This is a genomic window from Glutamicibacter bergerei (assembly GCF_054495185.1).
The window spans coordinates 2,397,216-2,417,936 of sequence record NZ_CM137131.1; the positions used below are offsets into that span (position 1 = coordinate 2,397,216).

20 protein-coding genes are annotated in these 20,721 nt (G+C 62.1%); 6 read left to right on the forward strand and 14 right to left on the reverse strand.

All coding sequences use genetic code 11. From position 1 onward, the window contains the following. Window positions 1–32 precede the first annotated feature (32 nt). From xseA to ACX5K5_RS11110, 3 genes are read left to right on the forward strand one after another with little or no spacing between them, the layout of a single operon-like run. Window positions 33–1,301 carry an exodeoxyribonuclease VII large subunit gene (gene xseA / locus ACX5K5_RS11100; RefSeq protein WP_096257344.1) on the forward strand — a complete coding sequence of 423 codons (1,269 nt, stop codon included), beginning with the start codon at window positions 33–35 and terminating at the stop codon, window positions 1,299–1,301. 9 nt (window positions 1,302–1,310) lie between these two features. After that, window positions 1,311–1,541 (forward strand): exodeoxyribonuclease VII small subunit, encoded by a 231-nt coding sequence (locus ACX5K5_RS11105; protein WP_188686864.1) that lies wholly within the window; start codon window positions 1,311–1,313, stop codon window positions 1,539–1,541. 24 nt (window positions 1,542–1,565) lie between these two features. Then, the gene (locus ACX5K5_RS11110; protein WP_308422428.1) at window positions 1,566–2,309 is read left to right on the forward strand and encodes a ZIP family metal transporter; all 744 of its coding nucleotides are present in this window, start codon (window positions 1,566–1,568) and stop codon (window positions 2,307–2,309) included. A 5-nt stretch (window positions 2,310–2,314) separates the two neighbouring features. Here the strand turns inward: ACX5K5_RS11110 and ACX5K5_RS11115 are convergent, their stop codons facing one another. From ACX5K5_RS11115 to ACX5K5_RS11135, 5 genes are all read right to left on the reverse strand, one after another. After that, the gene (locus ACX5K5_RS11115; protein ID WP_459174390.1) at window positions 2,315–3,178 is read right to left on the reverse strand and encodes a PPK2 family polyphosphate kinase; all 864 of its coding nucleotides are present in this window, start codon (window positions 3,176–3,178) and stop codon (window positions 2,315–2,317) included. A 54-nt stretch (window positions 3,179–3,232) separates the two neighbouring features. Next, complete coding sequence (locus tag ACX5K5_RS11120; protein ID WP_459174391.1) at window positions 3,233–3,460, reverse strand: antitoxin VbhA family protein; 228 nt, start codon at window positions 3,458–3,460, stop codon at window positions 3,233–3,235. A gap of 165 nt (window positions 3,461–3,625) precedes the next feature. Continuing rightward, window positions 3,626–4,846: a pyridoxal phosphate-dependent aminotransferase gene (locus ACX5K5_RS11125; RefSeq protein ID WP_096257349.1), complete on the reverse strand. Its 1,221-nt coding sequence runs from the start codon at window positions 4,844–4,846 to the stop codon at window positions 3,626–3,628. Window positions 4,847–4,915: 69 nt separating this feature from the next. Continuing rightward, entirely contained in the window at window positions 4,916–5,746 is an 831-nt protein-coding gene (locus tag ACX5K5_RS11130) for a glycine betaine ABC transporter substrate-binding protein (protein WP_459174392.1), read from the reverse strand. 38 nt (window positions 5,747–5,784) lie between these two features. Next, window positions 5,785–6,258, reverse strand: coding sequence for an NUDIX hydrolase (locus ACX5K5_RS11135; protein WP_096257353.1), 474 nt, complete (start codon window positions 6,256–6,258; stop codon window positions 5,785–5,787). Window positions 6,259–6,369: 111 nt separating this feature from the next. Between ACX5K5_RS11135 and ACX5K5_RS11140 the strand changes: the two genes are divergently transcribed. Beyond that, window positions 6,370–6,870 carry an Lrp/AsnC family transcriptional regulator gene (locus tag ACX5K5_RS11140; protein ID WP_459174393.1) on the forward strand — a complete coding sequence of 167 codons (501 nt, stop codon included), beginning with the start codon at window positions 6,370–6,372 and terminating at the stop codon, window positions 6,868–6,870. A gap of 88 nt (window positions 6,871–6,958) precedes the next feature. Here ACX5K5_RS11140 and ACX5K5_RS11145 read toward each other — a convergent pair whose 3' ends face one another. Beyond that, complete coding sequence (locus tag ACX5K5_RS11145; protein ID WP_443446719.1) at window positions 6,959–7,789, reverse strand: hypothetical protein; 831 nt, start codon at window positions 7,787–7,789, stop codon at window positions 6,959–6,961. A 182-nt stretch (window positions 7,790–7,971) separates the two neighbouring features. Then, entirely contained in the window at window positions 7,972–8,589 is a 618-nt protein-coding gene (locus tag ACX5K5_RS11150) for a GNAT family N-acetyltransferase (RefSeq protein ID WP_459174394.1), read from the reverse strand. Between the two features lie 116 nt (window positions 8,590–8,705). Between ACX5K5_RS11150 and ACX5K5_RS11155 the strand changes: the two genes are divergently transcribed. Next, the gene (locus ACX5K5_RS11155; RefSeq protein WP_459174395.1) at window positions 8,706–9,326 is read left to right on the forward strand and encodes a 5-formyltetrahydrofolate cyclo-ligase; all 621 of its coding nucleotides are present in this window, start codon (window positions 8,706–8,708) and stop codon (window positions 9,324–9,326) included. A gap of 67 nt (window positions 9,327–9,393) precedes the next feature. Further along, window positions 9,394–10,089 (forward strand): SAF domain-containing protein, encoded by a 696-nt coding sequence (locus tag ACX5K5_RS11160; protein WP_459174396.1) that lies wholly within the window; start codon window positions 9,394–9,396, stop codon window positions 10,087–10,089. Here the strand turns inward: ACX5K5_RS11160 and ACX5K5_RS11165 are convergent. The 7 genes from ACX5K5_RS11165 to ACX5K5_RS11195 all read right to left on the reverse strand — a co-directional run bounded on the left by ACX5K5_RS11165 (window position 10,086) and on the right by ACX5K5_RS11195 (window position 20,658). Next, window positions 10,086–10,400 carry a hypothetical protein gene (locus tag ACX5K5_RS11165; protein ID WP_459174397.1) on the reverse strand — a complete coding sequence of 105 codons (315 nt, stop codon included), beginning with the start codon at window positions 10,398–10,400 and terminating at the stop codon, window positions 10,086–10,088. The genes ACX5K5_RS11160 and ACX5K5_RS11165 overlap by 4 nt on opposite strands. Continuing rightward, the gene (locus tag ACX5K5_RS11170; protein ID WP_459174398.1) at window positions 10,397–14,551 is read right to left on the reverse strand and encodes a DNA helicase; all 4,155 of its coding nucleotides are present in this window, start codon (window positions 14,549–14,551) and stop codon (window positions 10,397–10,399) included. The genes ACX5K5_RS11165 and ACX5K5_RS11170 overlap by 4 nt, the downstream gene beginning before the upstream one ends. Before the next feature lie 222 nt (window positions 14,552–14,773). Beyond that, a complete protein-coding gene (gene guaA / locus ACX5K5_RS11175; protein ID WP_170947921.1) occupies window positions 14,774–16,360 on the reverse strand; it encodes a glutamine-hydrolyzing GMP synthase in 1,587 nt (528 codons plus the stop codon). Window positions 16,361–16,518: 158 nt separating this feature from the next. Beyond that, a complete protein-coding gene (locus ACX5K5_RS11180; protein ID WP_188686827.1) occupies window positions 16,519–16,983 on the reverse strand; it encodes a DUF3817 domain-containing protein in 465 nt (154 codons plus the stop codon). A 37-nt stretch (window positions 16,984–17,020) separates the two neighbouring features. Then, window positions 17,021–17,812 carry an SURF1 family cytochrome oxidase biogenesis protein gene (locus tag ACX5K5_RS11185; RefSeq protein WP_459174399.1) on the reverse strand — a complete coding sequence of 264 codons (792 nt, stop codon included), beginning with the start codon at window positions 17,810–17,812 and terminating at the stop codon, window positions 17,021–17,023. 213 nt (window positions 17,813–18,025) lie between these two features. Then, window positions 18,026–19,177, reverse strand: a complete 1,152-nt coding sequence (locus ACX5K5_RS11190; RefSeq protein WP_096257372.1) for a GuaB3 family IMP dehydrogenase-related protein — start codon at window positions 19,175–19,177, stop codon at window positions 18,026–18,028. Window positions 19,178–19,323: 146 nt separating this feature from the next. Continuing rightward, window positions 19,324–20,658, reverse strand: a complete 1,335-nt coding sequence (locus ACX5K5_RS11195; RefSeq protein ID WP_459174400.1) for a DUF4872 domain-containing protein — start codon at window positions 20,656–20,658, stop codon at window positions 19,324–19,326. Window positions 20,659–20,721: the final 63 nt, after the last annotated feature.

A 20,721-nucleotide genomic window follows, 5' to 3' on the forward strand; every position in this document is an offset into this window, starting at 1 on the left:
CATCGTTTTAATTCTTCCAAGGAGCGGCCCGCATGGAGTCCGAGTCCCCCGCCGGCTTACCGGCCACCGCGGCGTTAACCACGGCAGATAATCCGTGGCCGCTACGTGTGCTCACCGAAAAGCTGAAAATCCACATCGAGAACTCCCCCATGACCTGGGTGGAAGGTCAGCTGTTGGAGGCGAATGTGCGCAACGGGCACGCCTACCTGACCCTGCGCGATGTAGACGTGGATAACTCTTTCTCGGTCACCGTGTGGTCCTCGGTGATGCGTAAGCTCGATGCCACCCCCGAGGTCGGCTCGCGCGTGGTCGCCCGGGTGAAACCAAGTTTTTACGCTAAGACCGGCAGGCTTTCGCTGAACGCTACGGACCTGCGCCCGGTGGGCTTGGGCGAATTGCTGCTGCGCCTGGAACGGCTACGCCAGGCACTTGGCGCCGAGGGCCTGTTTAATGTCGAACACAAGCGCCGGCTCCCTGTACTGCCGGGCACCATCGGACTAATTACCGGTCGAAACTCGGATGCCGAAAAAGACGTCGTGCGCAATGCCACGCTGCGCTGGCCAGCGGTCAAATTCCGCATCATCAATACCGCCGTGCAGGGGGTAGATGCGGTCGCTCAGGTCACCGCCGCGCTGCGTGAACTGGATCAAGACCCAGCTGTTGAGGTCATCGTCATCGCCCGCGGTGGTGGCGCGCTCGAGGACCTGCTGCCCTTTTCCAACGAGGACCTAGTGCGTGCGGTGTTCGCGGCATCCACCCCGGTGGTCTCCGCCATCGGACACGAGGCGGACCGCCCGATCCTCGACGACGTGGCAGATTTACGTGCTTCCACCCCGACCGATGCGGCCAAGCGCATCGTGCCGGATCTGACCGAAGAATTTGCCGGGCTGCAAATGTCGCGTCAACGTCTGGACCGGGCGATTAGCAACCTGCTGACCCGCGAGGCGCAGGTGATCTCCGCGCTGCGCCAACGTCCGGTACTGGCTAACCCGCACACCATGATCGCTTCGCGGGCCGAAGATCTGCAGCGTTGGCGAGAACGAGCCACCGCTCTGATCCGCCACCGGGTGCAACGGGCCGGCGATGAGATCGCACATCTCAGCGCCCAGGTGCGCGCTTTATCTCCGCAACAGACCCTGGACCGTGGGTATTCGGTCACCCAGCTGGCCGACGGTTCGGTGGTTCGTGCTGCCGAGGCACTGACCGGTGGCGAACAACTACGCATTCGAGTGGCCTCGGGCAAACTGACCGCCACCGTTGATCAAATTTTCCCGACCGAGCAGGCCAACGAAAACGTTTAAGGACAGAACATGAGCGAGCAAATCCCGGCAGACATCAAAAACCTCTCCTATGAGCAGGCCCGCGAAGAACTGATGAACGTAGTTAATCAGTTAGAAACCGGCGGCGTCCCCTTGGAAGCCTCACTGGCTTTGTGGGAGCGTGGCGAAGCACTGGCGGCGCACTGCGAAAATTGGCTCAACGGCGTCTCCGAACGCCTCGATCAGGCCCGCGCCCGCGTAGAAAACGCGACGGAGCAGTAACACCCCTGCCCACCGGGCAGATTTGTGGCTACGCTGAGCCCTATGGATATGGCTTGGTGGGCGTTCATATGGGGTTTGGTCTCCGGGGCTTCGCTGTTGCTTGGCGCAGCCGCCGGGTGGTGGCTGAAACTGCCCAAGGTTCTGGTCAACGGCGTGTTAGCCTTCGGCGCCGGTGTACTGATCAGCGCGTTGGCCTTCGAGCTTGTCGCCGAAGCCTACCAGGGCGGCGGGCTGCTAGTCACCGCGTTGGGATTGGTCAGCGGCGCGCTAATCTACTTTTTCGCTAACCGGATCGTTGCCAAGCGTTCGCGGCGGCGCGGTGCTGGCAGCGAGGCAAACTCGGGTAATGCGCTGGCCATTGGCGCGCTGATCGATGGAATCCCCGAATCCGTGGCACTCGGCGTGGGACTGGTCGCCGGCGGCGCGGTCAACCCGGCAATGCTCGTGGCGATTTTCATCTCCAACATTCCCGAGGCACTGGCCAGCACCGCAGCGCAAAAAGAGGCTGGTAAAAAAGCTGGTGGCATCTTTGCGCTCTGGGGTGCGGTCACCCTGGCCGCCGGAATTTCCGCCTGGGCCGGGTACGCGTTACTCTCGCTCACCGATCCGGCAATTACCGCGTTCGCAATAGCGTTGGCCGCCGGCGGCATCCTCACCATGGTCTCGGACACGATGATTCCCGAGGCCTGGAAGGTGGAGCACGACTACACCGGGCTCATCGCGACCGCCGGATTCCTCACCGCCTTCGCCGTGCACACCGTCGCTTAACCGTCCTATTTGGTAGCGTCCAAACGTTTGCGTTCGGCCTCCAGATCAAAGTCTGCCTTCGGCCATTGGGGGGCGATACCGCGCAGCGTCTGGAGCAGTAGTTCGGCCACGCACAAACGGGCGCGCCATTTTTGATCCGCCGGAATCACGTACCACGGGGCGCTCTCGGTTGCGGTGCGTCCGATCGCGACTTCATAGGCACGCTGATACTCGTCGAATAACAGTCGGTCATCCACATCCCCCGGAGCGTACTTCCAATGCTTGTCCGCCCGGTCCAAGCGCTCGCTGAGCCGCTCATACTGTTCCTCGCTGCTGATATGTAGCATCACCTTGTGCAGGTGAATTGAGCGCGCCTGCAGCCGGCGTTCAAATTCGAGAATCTGCGGGTAACGCTGCTCAATTTCCTGCTCGCTGCTGAGCTTTTGCACCTTGTGGATCAGCACGTCTTCATAGTGCGAGCGGTCAAAAACGCCGATGATCCCGGGAGCCGGTAGCTGTTTTTCTACCCGCCAGAGGAAGTCGTGAGCCAGTTCTTCCTTGGTCGGTGCCTTAAACGCATGATGTTCCACGCCTTGTGGATCGAACATTCCCATCACGTGGCGTACGATCCCGCCCTTGCCGGAGGTGTCCATGCCCTGGAGCACCAGCAGTAGTGAATCGGATAGTTCTTCGTGGAGTGCGGCGGCGAACAGTCGTTCTTGCAGATCGGCGAGCTCCTCGGCGATCGCTTCCATCCGTTGCTCGGCAGCCTTTTTATTTTTAGGGGCATCTTTCGGCCACCAATTGGGGTTGTTGGTGGCGCGAATGGATAAATCCACCTCACTTACCACGCGCAGGGCTTGGACGAGGTTCTGCGGGTAATCGCTCATTTGGTTCCCAACTCATGGCACGGACGTTGTTTGTTAGCCTACTGGTCGGCTGTGCTATTTGAGAAGCATCTGGGTTGCTAGCGCACCGGCACGCCGCAGGTACTCTGCGCGGTCATAGGTGCCACGGACAAAATTCGTGAGATTTTCGACGTCTTCGCGATTCGGCTCCCAACCTTCATGCCAGGAAGCCACAAAAGCTTGGACAATGGCGTTGCGACTTTGACTGCCAAGACCCGCAAATAGCTCGGGCCAACGTGACTCAAGATCAAGAATTTTAGACACCTCTGCGCCCCCTTCGAACATGGTTCAATTTTACCGTGTTTGCTCAGGCAGTTCGAGGTTTTACCGTTGTTAGAACAGCTCGGCGAAGCAGAGTTTTCTTTGGCCATAAACGCAAAAAACCCGTGTACCAATTGCTTGTGGCACACGGGTTTTGAACGACTTCGCTTAGGCGCGGGCACGCCATTCTTCGAGGAACATCGAGATGCGTCCCACCGCGTCGGTCAGATCGCGCACGTTGGGCAAGGTGACCAGGCGGAAGTGATCGGGTTTAGGCCAGTTAAACGCGGTGCCCTGGGTGATCAGGATCTTCTGTGCCTTGAGCAGCTCGAGCGCGAACTTCTCATCGTCGTGCATCGGGTAGACCTCGGGGTCCAGCTTCGGGAACATGTACAGGGCACCCTGGGCCTTCTGCACGCTCACCCCGGGGATTGCCTGCAATAGGTCGTAGGCGGCGTCGCGCTGTTCCTTCAGGCGCCCGCCGGGCAGGATCAGATCGTTGATCGACTGGTAGCCACCCAACGCGGTCTGGATCGCGTGCTGCGCCGGAACGTTTGCGCACAAACGCATGTTGGTCAGCAGGTTGATGCCTTCGATGTAGTTGGTCGCCTGATGCCGGGGACCAGAAATCGTCATCCAGCCGGCGCGGAAACCACAGACCCGGTAAGCCTTGGACAGGCCCGAGAAGGTGAGCACCAAAACGTCGTCGGCCAGGGCGGCGGTGTTGATGTGGACGGCATCGTCGTAGAGGATCTTCTCGTAGATCTCATCGGAGAACACGATCAAATTGTGCTTGCGCGCCAGCTCCAGGATCCCCTCCAGGGTGTCCTTCGGGTACACCGCCCCGGTGGGGTTGTTGGGGTTGATGATCACGATGCCCTTGGTGCGATCGGTGATCTTCGCTTCCATATCCTCCAGATCCGGCAGCCAGCCCTCCTCTTCCACGTTGAGGTAGTGCACCGGGGTGCCGCCGGCCAGCGAAACCGAGGCGGTCCACAGCGGGTAGTCGGGGGCCGGGATGAGCACTTCGTCGCCGTTGTTCAACAGCGCGTTCAGGCTCAGCGTGATCAGCTCGGAGACGCCGTTGCCCAGGTACACATCATCGACCCCAATGGTCTGGATGCCGCGGGTCTGGTAGTACTGCGAGACCGCGGTGCGCGCCGAAAGGATGCCGCGCGAGTCCGAGTAGCCCTGCGCGTTGGGCAGGTTGCGGATCATGTCCACCAACACGGCGTCCGGTGCCTCAAAACCGAAGGTGGCGGGATTGCCAATATTCAGCTTTAGGATGCGGTGCCCCTCGGATTCCATGCGCTGCGCATGTTCAAGCAGGGGCCCGCGAATGTCGTAGAGGACGTTGTGAAGCTTCGTGGATTGCTTGAATTCTGCCATGGGTTCACTTTCTCATGTTTGGCACGCGCCGCGCGCCTTCGGGTCGGCTGATGACCTGCCGGTGTTGCGCTACTGCGTGAGGATCTTAAACCTGCCGGCCGCGGTCTGCGGATCCAGCGCGTCCACGCCGCTGACCATCCGGTTGATTCCGATCAGCGAGGTTTGATCAATTTTTTTGGTGACCGAGTTGATCAGGTTTTGCGCCTCTTGGTCCAGTTGGTCCTCGGCTAGTGGCACCACGGTTTTGGCTTCAAAAATCTTTTCGCTTCCCGCAATGATCTCAAAACCTTCATCGCCGATGATGGCATCGGCCGAGTCGAGTATCACTACCCGGTTCAGCGAGGCACGCAGCTGGTTGGCTAATTGTGCGGCGGGAACGGTTTTATACCGGGGCTTGGTGCAGCCCTCGGCGGCCAGCGCACTGCTCAGCGACTCGGTTTGCGGGGCGACCCCGATAATTTCCAGCTTCTGGCAGTTAGCGGCCAGGCTCGGAACTGAATCCACGCCGTGGCTGGTGGCCTCGGCGGCGCTCATCACCAGCACCGGGGTACTTTGAGCGTCGCTTTGCTGCAGCGCGCGCACGGCCGGATCGGCGGTTTTAAAGCCCTCGACGGTGGTGTGATCCGCGGTGGAGATGGCCAGATCCGCGTGTCCGTCGAGCACCTGCTGGTACGGGTTGGCGCTAGATTCAGACTCGGTGACCTGGTAGCCAGCTGAGCGCAGTGCCTCGGCGTAAATTGTGCCCAGCGTCAGCTCGGTGGCAGAGGTGCCGCTGGCCACCGAAATACTGATGTTTTTGGACTGCGCCACCGGGTCGGGATCGCCACCGGTGCAGGCGGTCAAAGACAGCGTCACGGCCAGGGTCAGCGCGCCGAAGGTGGCGGTTTTAGGTAAGTTCATCTCCCCTAGATTCTAGGCTAGCTCGGTGGTTTTGCGGCTCAGCGCACGCCGGGGCCGGTTAAAGACAGGATCAGATCGACCCGCTCGATGCGGTTCAGTGCCTTAATTTCTTCCCGGGTAAACCAGGCGGCCTGGCTGGTGGAGCCGGCAACTTCGTGACGTAGTTGGCCGCCTAAGAGCTTGGCCCGGTAGGTGACGGCCACGGTCTGCATCGGGCAATCATCGCCGGAGTATCGTCTGGCGGCCGGGATGATCCCGGTGGTGACATCGAGCAGGCTGAGGTTTCCGACGCTATAGCCGGTCTCCTCATAAACCTCGCGGATCGCCCCGTCGATGGTTTGCTCCCCCAGATCGATTCCGCCTCCGGGAAGGGACCAGCGCGGGGTGAACTTGGGATCGCGGTGGCGCATATCCCACAGGGTCAGCAGCACCTTGTCCTCGTGTTCGACCAGGACGTAGGCCGCCAGTCGGGTATCGAAGGGTTCACCGGTGGATTCAGAACGTCGAGTCATACCCTAAATATATCGACGATTGCGCTCGTTCGTGGCAGGCGAGCGCCACGGGGAGCAAGGAAAACACCCAAACATTTCAACGAACGGCGCCGGGTATGGTGAAATATTCTTATGTCATCGCACCCAGAGTCACCTTTCGGCAACGATCTCGACGAGATTGATCGAATCATCATCGACGAGCTGGTCAGCAATGCCCGCATTTCCAATGCGACGCTGGCGCAACGTGCTTCGATCGCCCCGTCTACCGCGTTGCTGCGTACCCGTTCGCTGGTGGAGCGCGGAATACTCACCGGGTACCACGCCGAGGTCTCGCTGCCCGCGGTGGGACGCACCGTGCAGGCACTGATCTCCGTGAAGTTGCGCGCCCACGATCGGGAAAAGATCGATACCTTCCGCGAACGCATTCCGGCCTTGCCCGAGGTGTTGTCAATGTTCCATGTCTCCGGCGCCACCGACTACATGCTGCACATTGCGGTGGGCTCCACCGAGGCGTTGCGCGACTGGGTGCTCGATAATCTGGCCACCGACGAATCTGTGGGGCATACCGAAACCACCTTGGTCTTCGACCACCAGTTGGGTAACCGCGGTCCGCTTCCGGGGCACGACGAATAATTTTCTTGCGCGAGACCCAGCAAGCACAAAGACCCGCATCCTTGTCCAGGATGCGGGTCTTTGTGTTCAGTGGCTCTGCGGTAATTTTTTAGGCGCGGCGGCGCTGCATGACGGCGTCGAGGTTCAGCTTCGCCTTGCTGGAGGCGGCCGGGGTGCCCGGTGCTGCCTCGGTTGCCGGAGCTGTTGGGGTCGTTACAGCCGCCGGGGTTGCCGGCTCGGCGGACTGGGGATCGGCCTTGGCGCCAACGGAGATGATGGCCGCGCGTTCCTCGGCCGAAACCTCGGCGGCCAAACGCTTGGCGTCCTGATCGGCCTTTAAGCTGATGTGCTTGGTGGGGCGTAGCGGAACGGACACCGGAATTGGTTCCGGACGGACCCGAGCGGAAATTTCGCGTTGGGTGGCTTCACGCACCGCCACATAGGTGGGCTTAGGAATATTTGTTGGCTCCCAGGTGGCAGGCTGCTTCACGCCGCCGTCCCCGCGGGCCACACGCACTGCCTCGGAGCGCAGCTCTTCGGCGGTGATTGCCGGAGCGCGGCGAGCCGAACCCGGGCGGGCGTCGAACACCTGATCATCGCTGGGCTTGCGGATGATCACCTGGTTGGCTTGATCGGCGAAAGCCGGAGTATCCAGGGCGCGTTCGCGGGTAGCTTCGAGGTGTTCGAGCAGCTTACGGTTGCGATCGAGCACCGCCAGCGCCCGCAACGAGGCTACGGAGCCAAGGGCCACGAGGAAAAAGATGCCGACGGTGGTGAAAGTCAGCGCGGTAAATGGCGCCAACAGCAAACCGATCAGTGTGGCGACGACGGCTAGCAGGCCGAGCACCGCGATGGCTAAGCGCCCGTAGCGCACACGAATCTTGAGGCCTGTCGCGGCAGGCTGTTGCTGCTGCGATACGCTCTGTGACGTGTTAGCCATAGGGGTCCTCCCGCACCGAGTGAACGGTCAAATTCAGTGAAGCCCAACGGTGGGCTTCATCAGTCAACACTATGCAACGCGCGGGGCATCAACGGGCAGATTTTGCGGTGTGTCTACAAGAATTCGCAAGTCGTGCTGGGTTCTTGCGCGCTGAAGGCCCTTGCACGAGTCAAACGGCACGATTATTCGTAGATACGTTCTAACATCGTTGTTTTGAGTTCCTCGCGGTTTAGCGCAAATGTTCGATGATCACGCCAGGCGCCGTCGATGTGCAAAAATCCCTTGCGCAGCCCTTCGTCGCGGAAACCAAGCTTTTGCACCACGCGCAGGCTGGCAGCGTTTTCCGGACGAATGTTGATCTCCAACCGGTGTAGCGCCAGAGTTTGGAAGCAGTGATCGATCACCAGGGCGCAGGCCTCGGGCATCAGGCCGAACCCGGCGTGGGAACTATCGATCCAATAGCCAATGGAGGCGGTGCGTGCGGCCCCATACTGAATGCCGCTGACCGAGATTTGCCCGATGATCGGCGGATTTTTTGAATGCAGTTGCGGCAAGGTCATCACCCAGGAGTAGCCGGTGCCCGCGTGTGCGGCGGCGCGTTTGGCCGCCAGCATCTGCCTGAAGCTCATGGGTTCAGGCGCGCCCAGCGGGTTAGTTGGATCCCAGGGTTTAAGCCACATGGCGTTGGCGTTTCGCAGGTCAATCCAGGCGAGCTGATCGCGCAGGGTCATCTCACGAAGCAGCAGTCGGTCCGAGGACAGTGGTGCCACGGCGTCGCGCCCGCGCAGAAAACTCAGCATGCACTCATCGTATCTCTGCTCGCCTCTTGAGGCGTTCACCTGTGGTTATATGACAGTAGCGGGTGTTTGGTGGGTGTTCGATGAGTGGCCGCCGGGTCGGCAGTAGAGTGGAGCCCATGAACGCAGCAAACACCGCGGGCTTCGGCGCGGAGAAAAAATCCCGACGTGCACACGCGCGGGCCGCACGCCGCGCCCTGTCCCCCAGCACGCGGGACCTGTTGGCGCAAAAATTGGCCGCGCAGGCGATGAAGTACCTGGCCGAATCTACCGACACCGCCATGCGGGTCGGCGCCTACCTCTCAACGGCCGAAGAGCCAGATACCTCGGTGTTGTTAACCGCGCTGGTCGACGCCGGCATCGAAGTGTACCTGCCGGTGTGTCAGCCGCAATACCAGTTGGGGTGGGTGCGCTGGAGCCCGGGAGTGGAACTACGGCGCAGTGCGTTGGCCCCGGTGGATGAACCGGCGGGCGTTCGTCACGATGCGCGGCTTTTTGAGCAGGTGCACACGCTGTTTATCCCCGCACTATTAGTTGATCAGCGTGGGCTGAGGTTGGGCCAGGGCGGCGGGTACTATGACCGGTTCCTCCCGCTCATCGAGCAGCAAGCTACCCGGGTGGCCGCGCTGGTGTATGCATCCGAATTTGTGCCCACCGGCGATTTCCCGGTTGAAGCCCATGATCGACCGGTGGATGTGGTGATCACCGAGCAACAGTTCCATACCATCGACCCGCGCTAGTGCGCTTTGCCCACAGTTCGCGGCCGGTGCGTGGCTGTTCCTAGTGTTGGCGGGTTTGCTTAGGGGTATGAGTAATTTATCTCGACGCCGCACCCCGGTGATTCCGCGGCCAAAGATCCGGGCAGCACGCACGCGCCATCAGCTTTTGCGGCGTTATCGTAAACCGTTGGCCCTGGTGCTGTTGTTGCTGGCGGTGGCCGCGGGCATCAATGTGCTCGCCGAGGGGCAGCTGGCCCAACGCGAGGTGGTGGTGGCCAGCGGTGATCTGCCCTCGGGGCAGATTGTTCGCGCCGATCAGGTGCAGCTGCTGAGCATTCCGCTGGATCCGGCGGACAACCAGGTATTGACCGAAGCGGAGGCGGTGATCGGCCAACGCCTGGCGGTGGCGGTTCCCGCCGGGACGGTGTTGCGCGAGCACCTGCTGGTGGGTCCAAATCTGCTGACCGGGACCATTGCCGGGACCGTTGCGGTGCCCATCAGGCTCAGTGATCCTGCCACGGTGAGCCTAATGCATCCGGGGCAACTGGTGGACATTGTGCTGACCACCGGGGATGGTTTTGAGGCCAAGATTAGTTCTGAAACCATTGCTCGGGCGGTGCCGGTGTTATGGGTTCCGGCTTCTGGTGAGGGACAGCTGGGCATGTTTAATGCCGCAAGTCCGCGCGGTGAAGGAATTATCGTGGTGGCCGCGGCCAACCAGTATTCCGATGAGCTCTCCGGTGCGGTGTCCCGTGGCAAGGTTTCGGCGGTGCTGGTGAACTAACCCCAGTGTGGGGGTTTGTCGCGTTTCATGCTTTCGGCCAAATCTTCTACATTGTCTCCCCACTGGCGTGGGTCATCGTCCTTGGCGCGCAACTCGGCTATCGGGTTGCCGGTTTTTGCGCTGGGCTTGGTCGATGGCGGCAGCCCGGTAGCTAACGCGCGGTCCACCGACGCCACTACCGGTACCGGGGTGTAACTACCGGTGAGTTCAACTTTCGCGCTCAGCTGTTGCGGCGGGGCAATGACCCGGGGTCGCTTAACCCGGGCGGCGGGTTTTTTGCCCGCCGGTTCCTGCCCCGCACGCTCGCTCATTTACCCTGTGGTTTCTGCGTCTGCTGATCTTCGGCTGGCGCATTTTTAGCGGCGTCCGCGCTGGCGGGGATCGGCGCCGGAGTCGCTGGCTGCTGTGCGGACTCTGCTTCCTGAACCGGCTTTGCTGCTGACTTTGCTTCTGCCTTTGCTTCTGCTTTTGCTTCTTCTTTGTCGGTCGACTTGGCCGCTGGTTTTGCCGAGGCGGGCTGCGCGGTCACGCTGCTCGCGGAGACCGGAGGCGCCATCGGAACCCGGGTACGCGGACCGGTGCGCGGATGTGCGGAGGCGGCCGGGGCCAACTCCAAACTGCGCGCCAACCGGTCGGTGACCGAGGCCGGATCGGTGAACACGTCGATGGTCCACAGCGGCACGTAGCGCCAGCCGTGGTTCTCGAAGAACTCCGGACGCAACCGGCTGCGTTCACGCACGGTCAGCCCGGCATAGTGCTCGGTCCCGTCGTAAACCACTGCCAGCGGTCGCACCGGCGAATCGCCGTCCATGTCCAGCGCGTGCGCTGAAAGATCAAGCACGCCGCGGTAGTCCTCGGCCACGATTGCGCCTCGTTCACGCAGGCGCCGGGCCAGATCGGAGACCAGCGCATCAAAGCGTGGGCTACCCACGGTGCTGACGCCAGAATCCCCGGCTTCCACCCGGCCGAAGAGCTCGAAGAACTGCCAGGCCCCGCGGTACACCCGGTCCAGGTCCACATCGGCCGGTAGCAATGAGGACACCAGCGTCATGCGTTTACGTGAACGAGTCATCGCCGAAACGAAGAGCTGTTCGCCGCCTTCGCGGGAGAGCGCACCAAATTCGTGCAGGGTTTTGCCGTGCGGTGTGCGTCCATAACCCCAGGCGAAGATGACCGCGTCGCGGCGCACCCCGATGAGCCGGTCCATGGTGGTGACCACAAATGGTTCCACCTTGGAACGCAGGAAATCCATCGCGTACTTATGGTTGGGCAGCTGCACCCGGATTGCCTCGGCAATGGCTGCGGCGTGGGCACGGTTGGAGGCGATGACCGCCAGTGACTCGGTCCCACGGGTTGCGAAGTGCGCAAAGACCAGGTCCACGACCTTCGCGACCTCGGCAGCGGTGGTCTGTACCCCGTCCTCGCTGTTGGACAGCGTGCCGGTGGCATCGGGCACGTACACTCCGGTCAGCAGCGGGCTGCTGCCGGTGATGGTGACCGCAACCGGTAGCCGGGAGATCGCCGAATCATAGTAGGTGCGCGAGAGCTGTTCGACCAGGCCCTCGTCGATCCCGCGGTACACGGTGGACAGGGTGCCGGTGACCAGCACCTCGTTCAGCGCGCTGAGTGCGGAGCGTCCCGGGTTGCGTTCCTTCAGCCGTGCGGTGGGATCAACCGACACCTCGAAAGGCTTCGGCCCGCCGAGCATCTGATCCCCGATGGCGATGACCTGCTTGGAGCGGCGGATCGCGTCAAGCACCTCGCGCAGGGTCAGGTAGTTAGCCTCTAGCAAGATCACCGCGTCGAACTCGGTATCTGCCGGCAACGCGCTGCCAAGCAGCAGGGGTGCCGAAACGAAGACCGGGGTCAACGAGCTGACCAGCGCCGGACCAAATTCGAGCAGCCCGGCCACGGTCGGGGTGCCATCCTTGAGGATTGCGCGCAACTGACGGGACGCGGCGCGGTGATCGGCCAAGGCGGCCTTCCAATTGCGGGCCAACTCCCAGCGGATCCGTGAGGGACCCGAGGAAATGTGCGCGCCGTCGGCCAGCCGGTAGTCGGCCTCGATCTTTTCAAGCTTCGCGCCGTCGTTCATCGCTAGGAAGTCATCGCCGGAGATCATCGCTTCCAGTGCGGACTGCCACCAGGCCAGCTCAAGTTCCGCGTCGACGGCGTCCGCGTCAATTTCACGGTCGGCAAAGTCGGCGAGCAGATCTGCCAGTCCGCCTTCGGCCAGCTGTTCGGCGATGAGCGTGCGCTCGGGCAGTTCGGCCAGGTCTTCCTTGCGGTCCACCAGCGCGGCAATAATGTCCAGCAGCTCCGCGATCGGCATTTCGCGCAGTCCCGTGCCAAGCTGTGGTGGGAGCATCTCGGAGAGCTTGTCGATGCGCGCGCCGGCGTCGTGATAACCGGCCTCCACGTCCAGCAGCCCACCGGGAACGGCAGGGTTGCGCTGGCTGGTGGCGATGGCGCGCCAGGCGTCACGTTGGATGGAGACCGCTTGCAGGGCTGCCTGCAGATCGGCCACGTGCATGCCGGGACGCACATATTCCTTCGCGATTTTGCGCAAGCGGGAGCGCACGATGGAGCCCATCTCTACCCCGTGTTCGCGGCGCCAAGCGCTGGAGGCGGTGGCGGCGATGAGATCGTCGATGTCACCTTCAAAGATGTCCGCCTCAAACTTGTCCAGCGAACCGCGCACGGCCACCAGCAACTGCAGCTGGTCACCCCACTTGTCGTAGCTGTCCTCTAGGCGGATCTGCGACTGGGCGGCGATTTTGAGCATATGTTCGTGCAGGATCGGCAGGTCGCGGCCAAGTCCTCCGGCGAGGGTCAGTGCCTGCTCGGTGGCTTCTTGGTTGCGTAGCGGCGCGCCAAACCATGGGCTGGTGGTGTGCGACTTGGAGAACGCGCCCAGTTGCGCGGCGCGCTTGAGCTGCGCGGCCACATGGCCGCGCTGGCCCATCGAGTCAAGCACCGAACGCTTAAGCCGCACGGTGGTTGATGGTGCCGGGTCAAGCGAGGTCAGTCGAGCAAGCTCTTGCATCGCCTGGTACGGTGAGCAGCCCCAACGGCTACGCACCGAATGCAGGGATTTGACGTGTTCGTGCAGGGCTCCGCGCGATTCGCGCAGCTTCTTGAGCAACCCGCCCAGCTGTGGTTCGGTGGCTCGCTCATTGCGCAGGATCGCACGGATCAGCAGGTTGCGCAGCGCGTCGGGGTCCTCGTTGGGTTCCAGCAGCAGGCTGCCGGCGTCGAGCTGTTCGTTAAAGCGGCGCACAAATTCTTCGGCGGCTGAACGTTGCTCGGCGACCACCAGCACCCGCTTGCCCTTGGCGGCGAGCAGGCCGGCGGCATTCAGTGCGGTCTGGGTGGCGCCGGTGCCGGCAGCGGCGTTGATGCTCACCGATTCGCCGGCGGCGATGTAGTCGAGCATCCTCGCCTGGGACTCGTCGGCGTCCAGCAGGTAGAGCTCATCTGCGGGGTCGCGTTCGTCGCTGTTTTTGGCCAGCACGCTGGTGCCGGTGTGCACCTTACGGGTGGAGTTGGCGGCAGGCGCCGTGGCCGGGGTGGTGCGCCGTGGTTTGGAGGAGTCCTTGATCAGGCTGGCGACCCGGCGCAGACGCGATCCGCCAGCTTCCTCGGATTTTGCTTCCGCCTCTGGTTGCGGGGAGGACTCTGCCTGAGTTTGAGTTTTCGCCTCGGCTGGTGCCTCGGGTTGTGCTGCCTGCGCGGCGGCTTCGGTGGGATCGCTTGCGCGTTCCTCGGCACGGATCAGCGCCTCGATCACCGGGTGTGCTCCGGTGAGGATTGCCGGATCGGCCGGGTCAATGAGGTCGGAGAAGGTGGAGACCAGCAGGCGGTGTCCAACCACTACCCCGGGGACCTCGGAGAGCTGCTGGCGCAGCGCATCCATGCCACGCACCGGGTCAAAGCGGGCAATGGAGTAGGCGGCGGCGTCTACCGCGTCCACGTCGACCTTGGTGTTGTGATCGGTCTCAAATTGGCGGACGAAGGCCGGGGAAATTTCGGCGCGGCCTACCAGTTGCATGTCGTAGTCGTCGTGGTCCAGATGTTTGGACAACGTGATCCGGCCAAGCATGATCGGTGCGGAGACCGGCTCGCTCTTGCCCTCATGTACCGCGCGCCAATTGGCGACACCTGCGGCGAGGTAGCCCACGTCAATGCCGCGCTCGTCCCACAACTCCGTGGTCTTAGCGCTTAATGCCCGTGCGGTCCGCTTGGCGGTCGCAAACTGATCGGCATCGTGCAACAAGGTGGACAGACGGGTACGACGGCCCGCTAGAAACTGGGCCAACCCCGATGGATTTGCATGCGTGATGTCGATACTGTTCGACGTCGACGGAGCAAACCGCAAGGTGGTATCGGCGCCGGCGCTTTGGCCCAGGGATTTCACCCAGGCGGATACGCGCTCGGCAGCAGCATTTTGGCCACTAGTCACGACAGTTATTCCCTTCACTGAACCGACCATCACGGCGCGCGGAAAAGCTTACACGCCTCATTTCAAAGGTAGTGCACCGGTGGGGCAGAATGCGCCCACGAAACACGTTTAAACCGGACAAGCGGAACCGGTCCGTTCTCGCGCACCCGGTGAAGGGCGGCTGAGCACAGGCGGTTCCGCTTGGGCCACACGGTTTACACCGTGCCGGCTAGAACTGTGGGGTTACTCCCACTCGATGGTTCCAGGTGGCTTGGAGGTCACGTCGAGCACCACGCGGTTCACGCCGTCAACCTCGTTGGTGATGCGGTTGGAGATCTTGGAGAGCAGATCGTAAGGCAGGCGTGACCAGTCTGCGGTCATCGCGTCCTCACTGGAGACCGGACGCAGCACGATCGGGTGACCGTAGGTGCGGTGATCGCCCTGCACGCCTACCGAGCGGACATCGGCCAGCAGTACTACCGGCATCTGCCACACTTCGTCATCCAAACCTGCGGCGGTCAGCTCGGCGCGAGCGATCGCGTCGGCCTTGCGCAGCAGGGTCAGGCGTTCCTCGTTGACCGCACCGATGATGCGGATGCCCAGGCCTGGGCCGGGGAATGGCTGGCGTCCCACGATTTCCTCGGGTAGACCCAGCTCGCGGCCTACCGCGCGGACCTCGTCCTTGAACAGCGTGCGCAGTGGCTCCACCAGTTCAAAGTCCAGATCTTCTGGTAGTCCGCCCACGTTGTGGTGGCTCTTGATGTTGCTTGCGCCTTCGCCGCCGCCGGATTCGACAACGTCCGGGTACAAGGTGCCCTGCACCAGGAACTTGACCGGTTCCCCGGTGCCGGCTTCGGCCTTGAGGATTGCTACCTCGGCGGCCTCAAAGGCGCGAATGAATTCGCGGCCGATGATCTTGCGCTTGGTTTCTGGATCGGTGACGCCGTCCAGTGCGGTGAGGAAGCGTTCGCGTTCGTCGGCGATGTAGAGCTTCGCGCCGGTGGCGGCGACGAAGTCCTTCTCCACCTGTTCCGCTTCGCCTTCGCGCAGCAGACCGTGGTTGACGAACACGCAGGTGAGGTTGTCGCCAATGGCGCGCTGCACCAGGGCAGCGGCTACCGCCGAGTCCACGCCGCCGGAGAGGCCACAAATGGCCTTGCCGTCGCCGACCTGGGTGCGGATGCGTTCGATCTGTTCCTCGGCAATGTTGCCGGCGGTCCAGTCTCCGGCCAAACCTGCACCGTTGTAGAGGAAGTTCTCCAGGATGTCCTGACCGAACTCGCAGTGCTTAACCTCTGGGTGCCACTGCACGCCGTAGAGGCGCTTGGCCTCGTTGGCGAAAGCCGCAACCGGGGCGCCGGCGGTAGTCGCGAGCACCTCGAAGCCTTCGGGTGCCTTGGAAACCGAGTCGCCGTGGCTCATCCATACGTTCGGTGCTTTGTCGGCACCGGAGAGCAGGGATCGGGCTTCGCCGTTAAAGCTGGTCTGGGTGGAACCGTATTCACGCAGGCCAGTCTCCGCGACGGTACCGCCCAGGGCGTTTGCCATGGCTTGGAAGCCGTAGCAAATTCCGAGGACCGGGATACCGGCTTCGAACAGGTCGGCGCCTACGGAAGGCGCACCGTCAGCGTAAACGCTGGAGGGACCACCGGAAAGGATGATCGCTGCAGGGTTTTTGGCCAAGATGGCTTCGGTGGACAGGGTGTGCGGGACGATCTCCGAGTACACGCGGGCCTCACGTACGCGGCGAGCAATCAGCTGCGCGTATTGGGCCCCGTAGTCGACGACCAGAACCGGCTTATGTTCTGGGGTGAGGTCAGCAGTAGTCACGATCTCTAGTCTACTGGTTCAGCGCGCGGTGAATGCGCAGTAAGCATGTCATCAGTATCACCCGGGGGCTTGTAATGGGGCGTTGTGATCGGCCGGGGTACGGAAAATCCCCGCCACAACGAGTGTGACGAGGAATTTCTGACCCAATAAGTCGGGCTTTAGTAACGTTTGGCGGCCTTGGGGTGGGCGGCCAGCTCGGCGTCCACCTCGGCGTGCACCGTGCGTTCGGTGAAGAACGAGAGGAACGGGATGACCCCGCCTAAGGCGATGGTGATGAAGCGGCTAAATGGCCAGCGCATCAGCGACCAGAGGCGGAAGTCTGCGAAGAGGTACACCACGTACATCCAGCCGTGCACGATCAGGATCATCAGCGAGATGTTCACTCCCCCACTGATTTCGGCGCGGTTCAGCATCCCGATGGTGTTGGCGGCGCCGTCCAGCAGTTCACCGCCGACGAAGAGCTCGAGCTGCCAGAAGTACTTCAGGACCATTTCGGCCACGAGCAGCAACAGCATCACGCCGGTCGCGTAGGCGAACACCTTATAAAATTTTGCGGCCGAACGGATCTGCGCCGGGGTTCCACCAAATTTGCGGGGGCGCGGTGTGGGGGTGGTGCTGGACATCTGCTCGAAGTCCTTTCGAAGTTGTGAGGGTGGTGAATTAGTTCTCTGGGAGCTGCTCGCGGGCGGCGGCTTGGGCGGCGGCATCTTCGGCGATGTCGTCCATGCCGCGCTGGTAGTCATCGCGCACCATCCGGTACCAGAGGAAGAACGCGAAGCCTGCGAAGACTACCCATTCGATCCCGTAGAACACGTTCAGCCAGTTGATCTGTGCCTCTTGTGGCTGCGGGCCAACGTAGATGGACTCCAGGCCAGGCTGAGTGACCGGTTGGCCATTGGCGGTGAGCTCATGTGCGGTGACAAACCCGGTGTAAAGCTTCAAGTCCCAGTTGTTGGACAGCTGCGCGGAAGACAAGGTGGCCAGTGCCGGGTTGCGCAGGTCGTAGTTTAGCTCTGGACCCTCGGGAGGCAGTAGGCGCCCGGTGATCTTGATGGTGCCCTTCGGTGCTGAGGACGGTGTGGTGGTTTCCGGCTGCCAGCCGCGGACCACTGCCATCGCCGCGTCATCCTTGGCGCCATCGACGGCGAAGGCGGACACCACCCAGTTGCCCAGGTTGTCATCGTCGACCCGGTCCTTGATCAGCACGTCGGTGCCCGGGATGAAGTGCCCGGAGAACTCGACGATTTGGTCTGCCTTGCTGCCCAGCATTTCGACGCCCGGAGCGTAGTGCTCGGTCAGCGGGACCGGCACCTCGGTTTCATCGATCTTGACCACCGGTTCGGTGGTGGACGAACCAAATTGCCAGCCCGAGAGGGCCACAAATCCGGTGGCAATCAGCAACGCACCGAGTAAGGCGGCGATCCATTTGGGTTTGAAAGCGGTTTTCAGCACACTCTAACGGTACTTCGATTGCTTGTAGAAGTTCCAATGCGCCGGGGGTGAGATTGACCTACTTCACGTTGGGCGGTGCCCGGGGAACTTTTGGCTGGGCTTGATCGTTGAGACTTTTTCGCCGGCGTGTGGAGCTGGCTTTGGAACTGGGGCGTTAAAGTACTCAAGCCCGCCGAACCTTTGCTGGGTTACGGCGGGCTTGAATGAAAATGCTTAGAAGCGGTCGGACTCGTATGGTGAGAGCACCACGTCCACGCGCTGGAATTCCTTCAGCGTGGAGTAGCCGGTGGTAGCCATCGAACGGCGCAAGGCACCAACCAAGTTGGAGGTGCCATTGGTCTCGTGGGACGGTCCGTAGAGCACATGCTCCAGCGAGCCGACGGTACCGATCTGCGCGCGGTCACCTCGTGGGCTGACCTCATGCACGGCTTCCATCCCCCAGTGGTATCCGGCGCCCGGTGCTTCTTCGGCGCGGGCCAGGGCGGTACCGAGCATCACTGCGTCGGCGCCCATGGCGATGGCCTTGACGATATCTCCGGAGTTGCCCAGGCCGCCATCGGCAATGACGTGCACGTAACGGCCACCGGTTTCTTCGATGTAGTCGCGGCGGGCCGCTGCCACGTCGGCAATGGCGGTAGCCATCGGTGCGTGAATGCCCAGGGTGCGGCGGGTGGTGGAGGACGCGCCGCCACCAAAGCCGACCAGTACGCCGGCCGCGCCGGTACGCATCAGGTGCATGGCCGGGGTGTAACCGGCCGCTCCGCCCACGATGACGGGAACGTCGAGCTCATAAATGAACTGCTTGAGGTTCAGTGGTTCGGTGTTCTGCGAGACGTGCTCGGCCGAGACGGTGGTGCCGCGGATGACAAAAATGTCAACGCCGGCATCGATGACCGCCTGGGAGTATTCCTTGGTGCGCTGTGGGGTCAGGGAGCCCGCCACGACCACGCCGGACTCGCGGATTTCTGCCAAACGGGTGCCGATCAGCTCAGGCTGGATCGGAGCCGCGTAAAGTTCTTGCAGCTTCGCGGTGATCTTCGAATCGTTGCGGGTGCTCGCCTCGGAACGCAGCCCGGCAATTTCAGCCAGTACCGGTTCCGGGTTTTCGTAGCGGGTCCACAGTCCTTCAAGGTTCAGCACGCCTAAGCCGCCGAGCTTGCCCAGGGCGATTGCGGTGGCCGGGGAGGTCACCGAATCCATGGGTGCGCCCAAGATGGGGGTTTCAAACGCGAACGCGTCGATCTGCCAAGAGACCGATACGTCCTTGGGATCACGGGTTCGGCGATTCGGTACGATCGCTACGTCGTCCAGGGAATATGCCTTCGTGGCGCGCTTGCCACGGCCGATCTCAATCTCGTTACTCACCTAACAAGGTTACCAAGTTCCGCGGAGATTCCCGCTTCGGTCAACGCGCAACGCCCCGCACCACTACGGGTACGGGGCGTTATTTGGCTGATTTACGGTGAGCAAGTTCACCGCAAGTTACCCAATGTGGCGTATCAATACCGCGTTTAGCGCTCGGTTTTGCTGGCCTTCAGGCTACTGAGCGTGCTGGCCAGTGCGGTGGCGGCACGTTCTTCAGCGGCTGCAATCTTTTCCATTTGATCGGCCATGCGGGCAAAGAGCTCGCTGCGTGATTCTGGGTCTATCTCTGGATCGACCATTTCGCTCAAGTCAATCCAGTCAGCTGCGAGCTGCGCATAATCCGCGGCGTGCTCGGCCAGCGGTTCAAGGCCCGGGAACTGCTCGCACTCATCGAGGAAGTCTGCGTAGAGTCCGCGCAAGCCACCGAGTCCGCCAAAGCGGGTATCGGTCATGAAGCAGTGCAGCTGTGCCAGTCCGGTTTCCAGACGTTGCGGATCGGCGAAGATCTGCGTCCAGCCCTTCTTGCTGTCGGTGTCGCGCAGGCTTTCAACCCAGGTGTGCATTCCGGCGATACCGACGCGGTTGGCGAAATGCTCCGGGATGCCCTTGAGCTCCAAGGTGCCAAGCAGGCGGCCGTTAGTTTCGGTGACCGCTTCCAGTACGTTGGCGCTTAGCGTGTCCAGGTTTGGTGAGCGGCGCGACGGGATCCAGGCTTGCCAGTTCTTTTCTTTTTTGCGCTTGGCGCGGGCGACGGCCAGATCGTTCGGGCTGATCGGCATCAGTGCGCCGGAGCCATCATCGATGAGCAGGTCATCTTCGTGTTCACCGACGATAGCGACGTCGATGATGTCTGCCTCATCCACCTCGCCGGCTTCGATCCATGGCAGTGCGCTAACAGCAACGCGTACGACAACCGCGCGGCCTGCGTCCAGCCCCGCATCAAGGTACTCGGTAGCGCTATCCGATGAACCGGTGGTGCGTTCGGTGACCTTGGCGCCGCAGCGACGCAACAGGTTCTGCGTGTATGGCTCTGGGTGCGCGCGGGTGACGAGGGTGACCGTGGTGGCCTGCTCGTACTCGAAGGTGAAGGCCATGAAGCCGATGCCGCCGGCAAGTCCTGCCAGCAGTGCCTCGCTTAGTGGTTCACCGGTGGCTGGATTGGTCACTCCGGCTTGGGTGAGGACTCGGTGCCAAAGGCCCGCGTCGTACTGCACAACTTCGGTCGGAGCCGGGTACTCGGGCAACTCTTCTGCCGGGCTTGGTGCCGGTGCAGGCTTTGGCTTGGGTTTGGGTTTGCCGTGCTTTTCAGCGTATCGCGCGTCTTTAGCCTCTTGGGCGTAGTTGCGTGCGGCGGCTGCGCGGGCCGCGCGAGGGCCTTCGGGCTTATCGGTCAGGATGTTCTTGCGCGCGGTCGTGTAGCTCTCGCCTGTTCGAGCCATGCGTTCACGGGCGAGCTTCTTCAGATTCGCGGGTTGTGCCAAGATCATGTCCTTCGTTGCCGGTGACGCGCACCGTTGCGTGGCGTCGTGCCTACATTCTACGTG

Bases quoted from the DNA above. Each gene is read 5' to 3' on its own strand.
- xseA (WP_096257344.1), top strand. From the start codon at position 33: ATGGAGTCCGAGTCCCCCGCCGGCTTACCGGCCACCGCGGCGTTAACC.
- ACX5K5_RS11105 (WP_188686864.1), top strand. From the start codon at position 1,311: ATGAGCGAGCAAATCCCGGCAGACATCAAAAACCTCTCCTATGAGCAG.
- ACX5K5_RS11115 (WP_459174390.1), bottom strand. From the start codon at position 3,178: ATGAGCGATTACCCGCAGAACCTCGTCCAAGCCCTGCGCGTGGTAAGT.
- ACX5K5_RS11125 (WP_096257349.1), bottom strand. From the start codon at position 4,846: ATGGCAGAATTCAAGCAATCCACGAAGCTTCACAACGTCCTCTACGAC.
- ACX5K5_RS11130 (WP_459174392.1), bottom strand. From the start codon at position 5,746: ATGAACTTACCTAAAACCGCCACCTTCGGCGCGCTGACCCTGGCCGTG.
- ACX5K5_RS11135 (WP_096257353.1), bottom strand. From the start codon at position 6,258: ATGACTCGACGTTCTGAATCCACCGGTGAACCCTTCGATACCCGACTG.
- ACX5K5_RS11140 (WP_459174393.1), top strand. From the start codon at position 6,370: ATGTCATCGCACCCAGAGTCACCTTTCGGCAACGATCTCGACGAGATT.
- ACX5K5_RS11145 (WP_443446719.1), bottom strand. From the start codon at position 7,789: ATGGCTAACACGTCACAGAGCGTATCGCAGCAGCAACAGCCTGCCGCG.
- ACX5K5_RS11150 (WP_459174394.1), bottom strand. From the start codon at position 8,589: ATGCTGAGTTTTCTGCGCGGGCGCGACGCCGTGGCACCACTGTCCTCG.
- ACX5K5_RS11155 (WP_459174395.1), top strand. From the start codon at position 8,706: ATGAACGCAGCAAACACCGCGGGCTTCGGCGCGGAGAAAAAATCCCGA.
- ACX5K5_RS11160 (WP_459174396.1), top strand. From the start codon at position 9,394: ATGAGTAATTTATCTCGACGCCGCACCCCGGTGATTCCGCGGCCAAAG.
- ACX5K5_RS11165 (WP_459174397.1), bottom strand. From the start codon at position 10,400: ATGAGCGAGCGTGCGGGGCAGGAACCGGCGGGCAAAAAACCCGCCGCC.
- ACX5K5_RS11180 (WP_188686827.1), bottom strand. From the start codon at position 16,983: ATGTCCAGCACCACCCCCACACCGCGCCCCCGCAAATTTGGTGGAACC.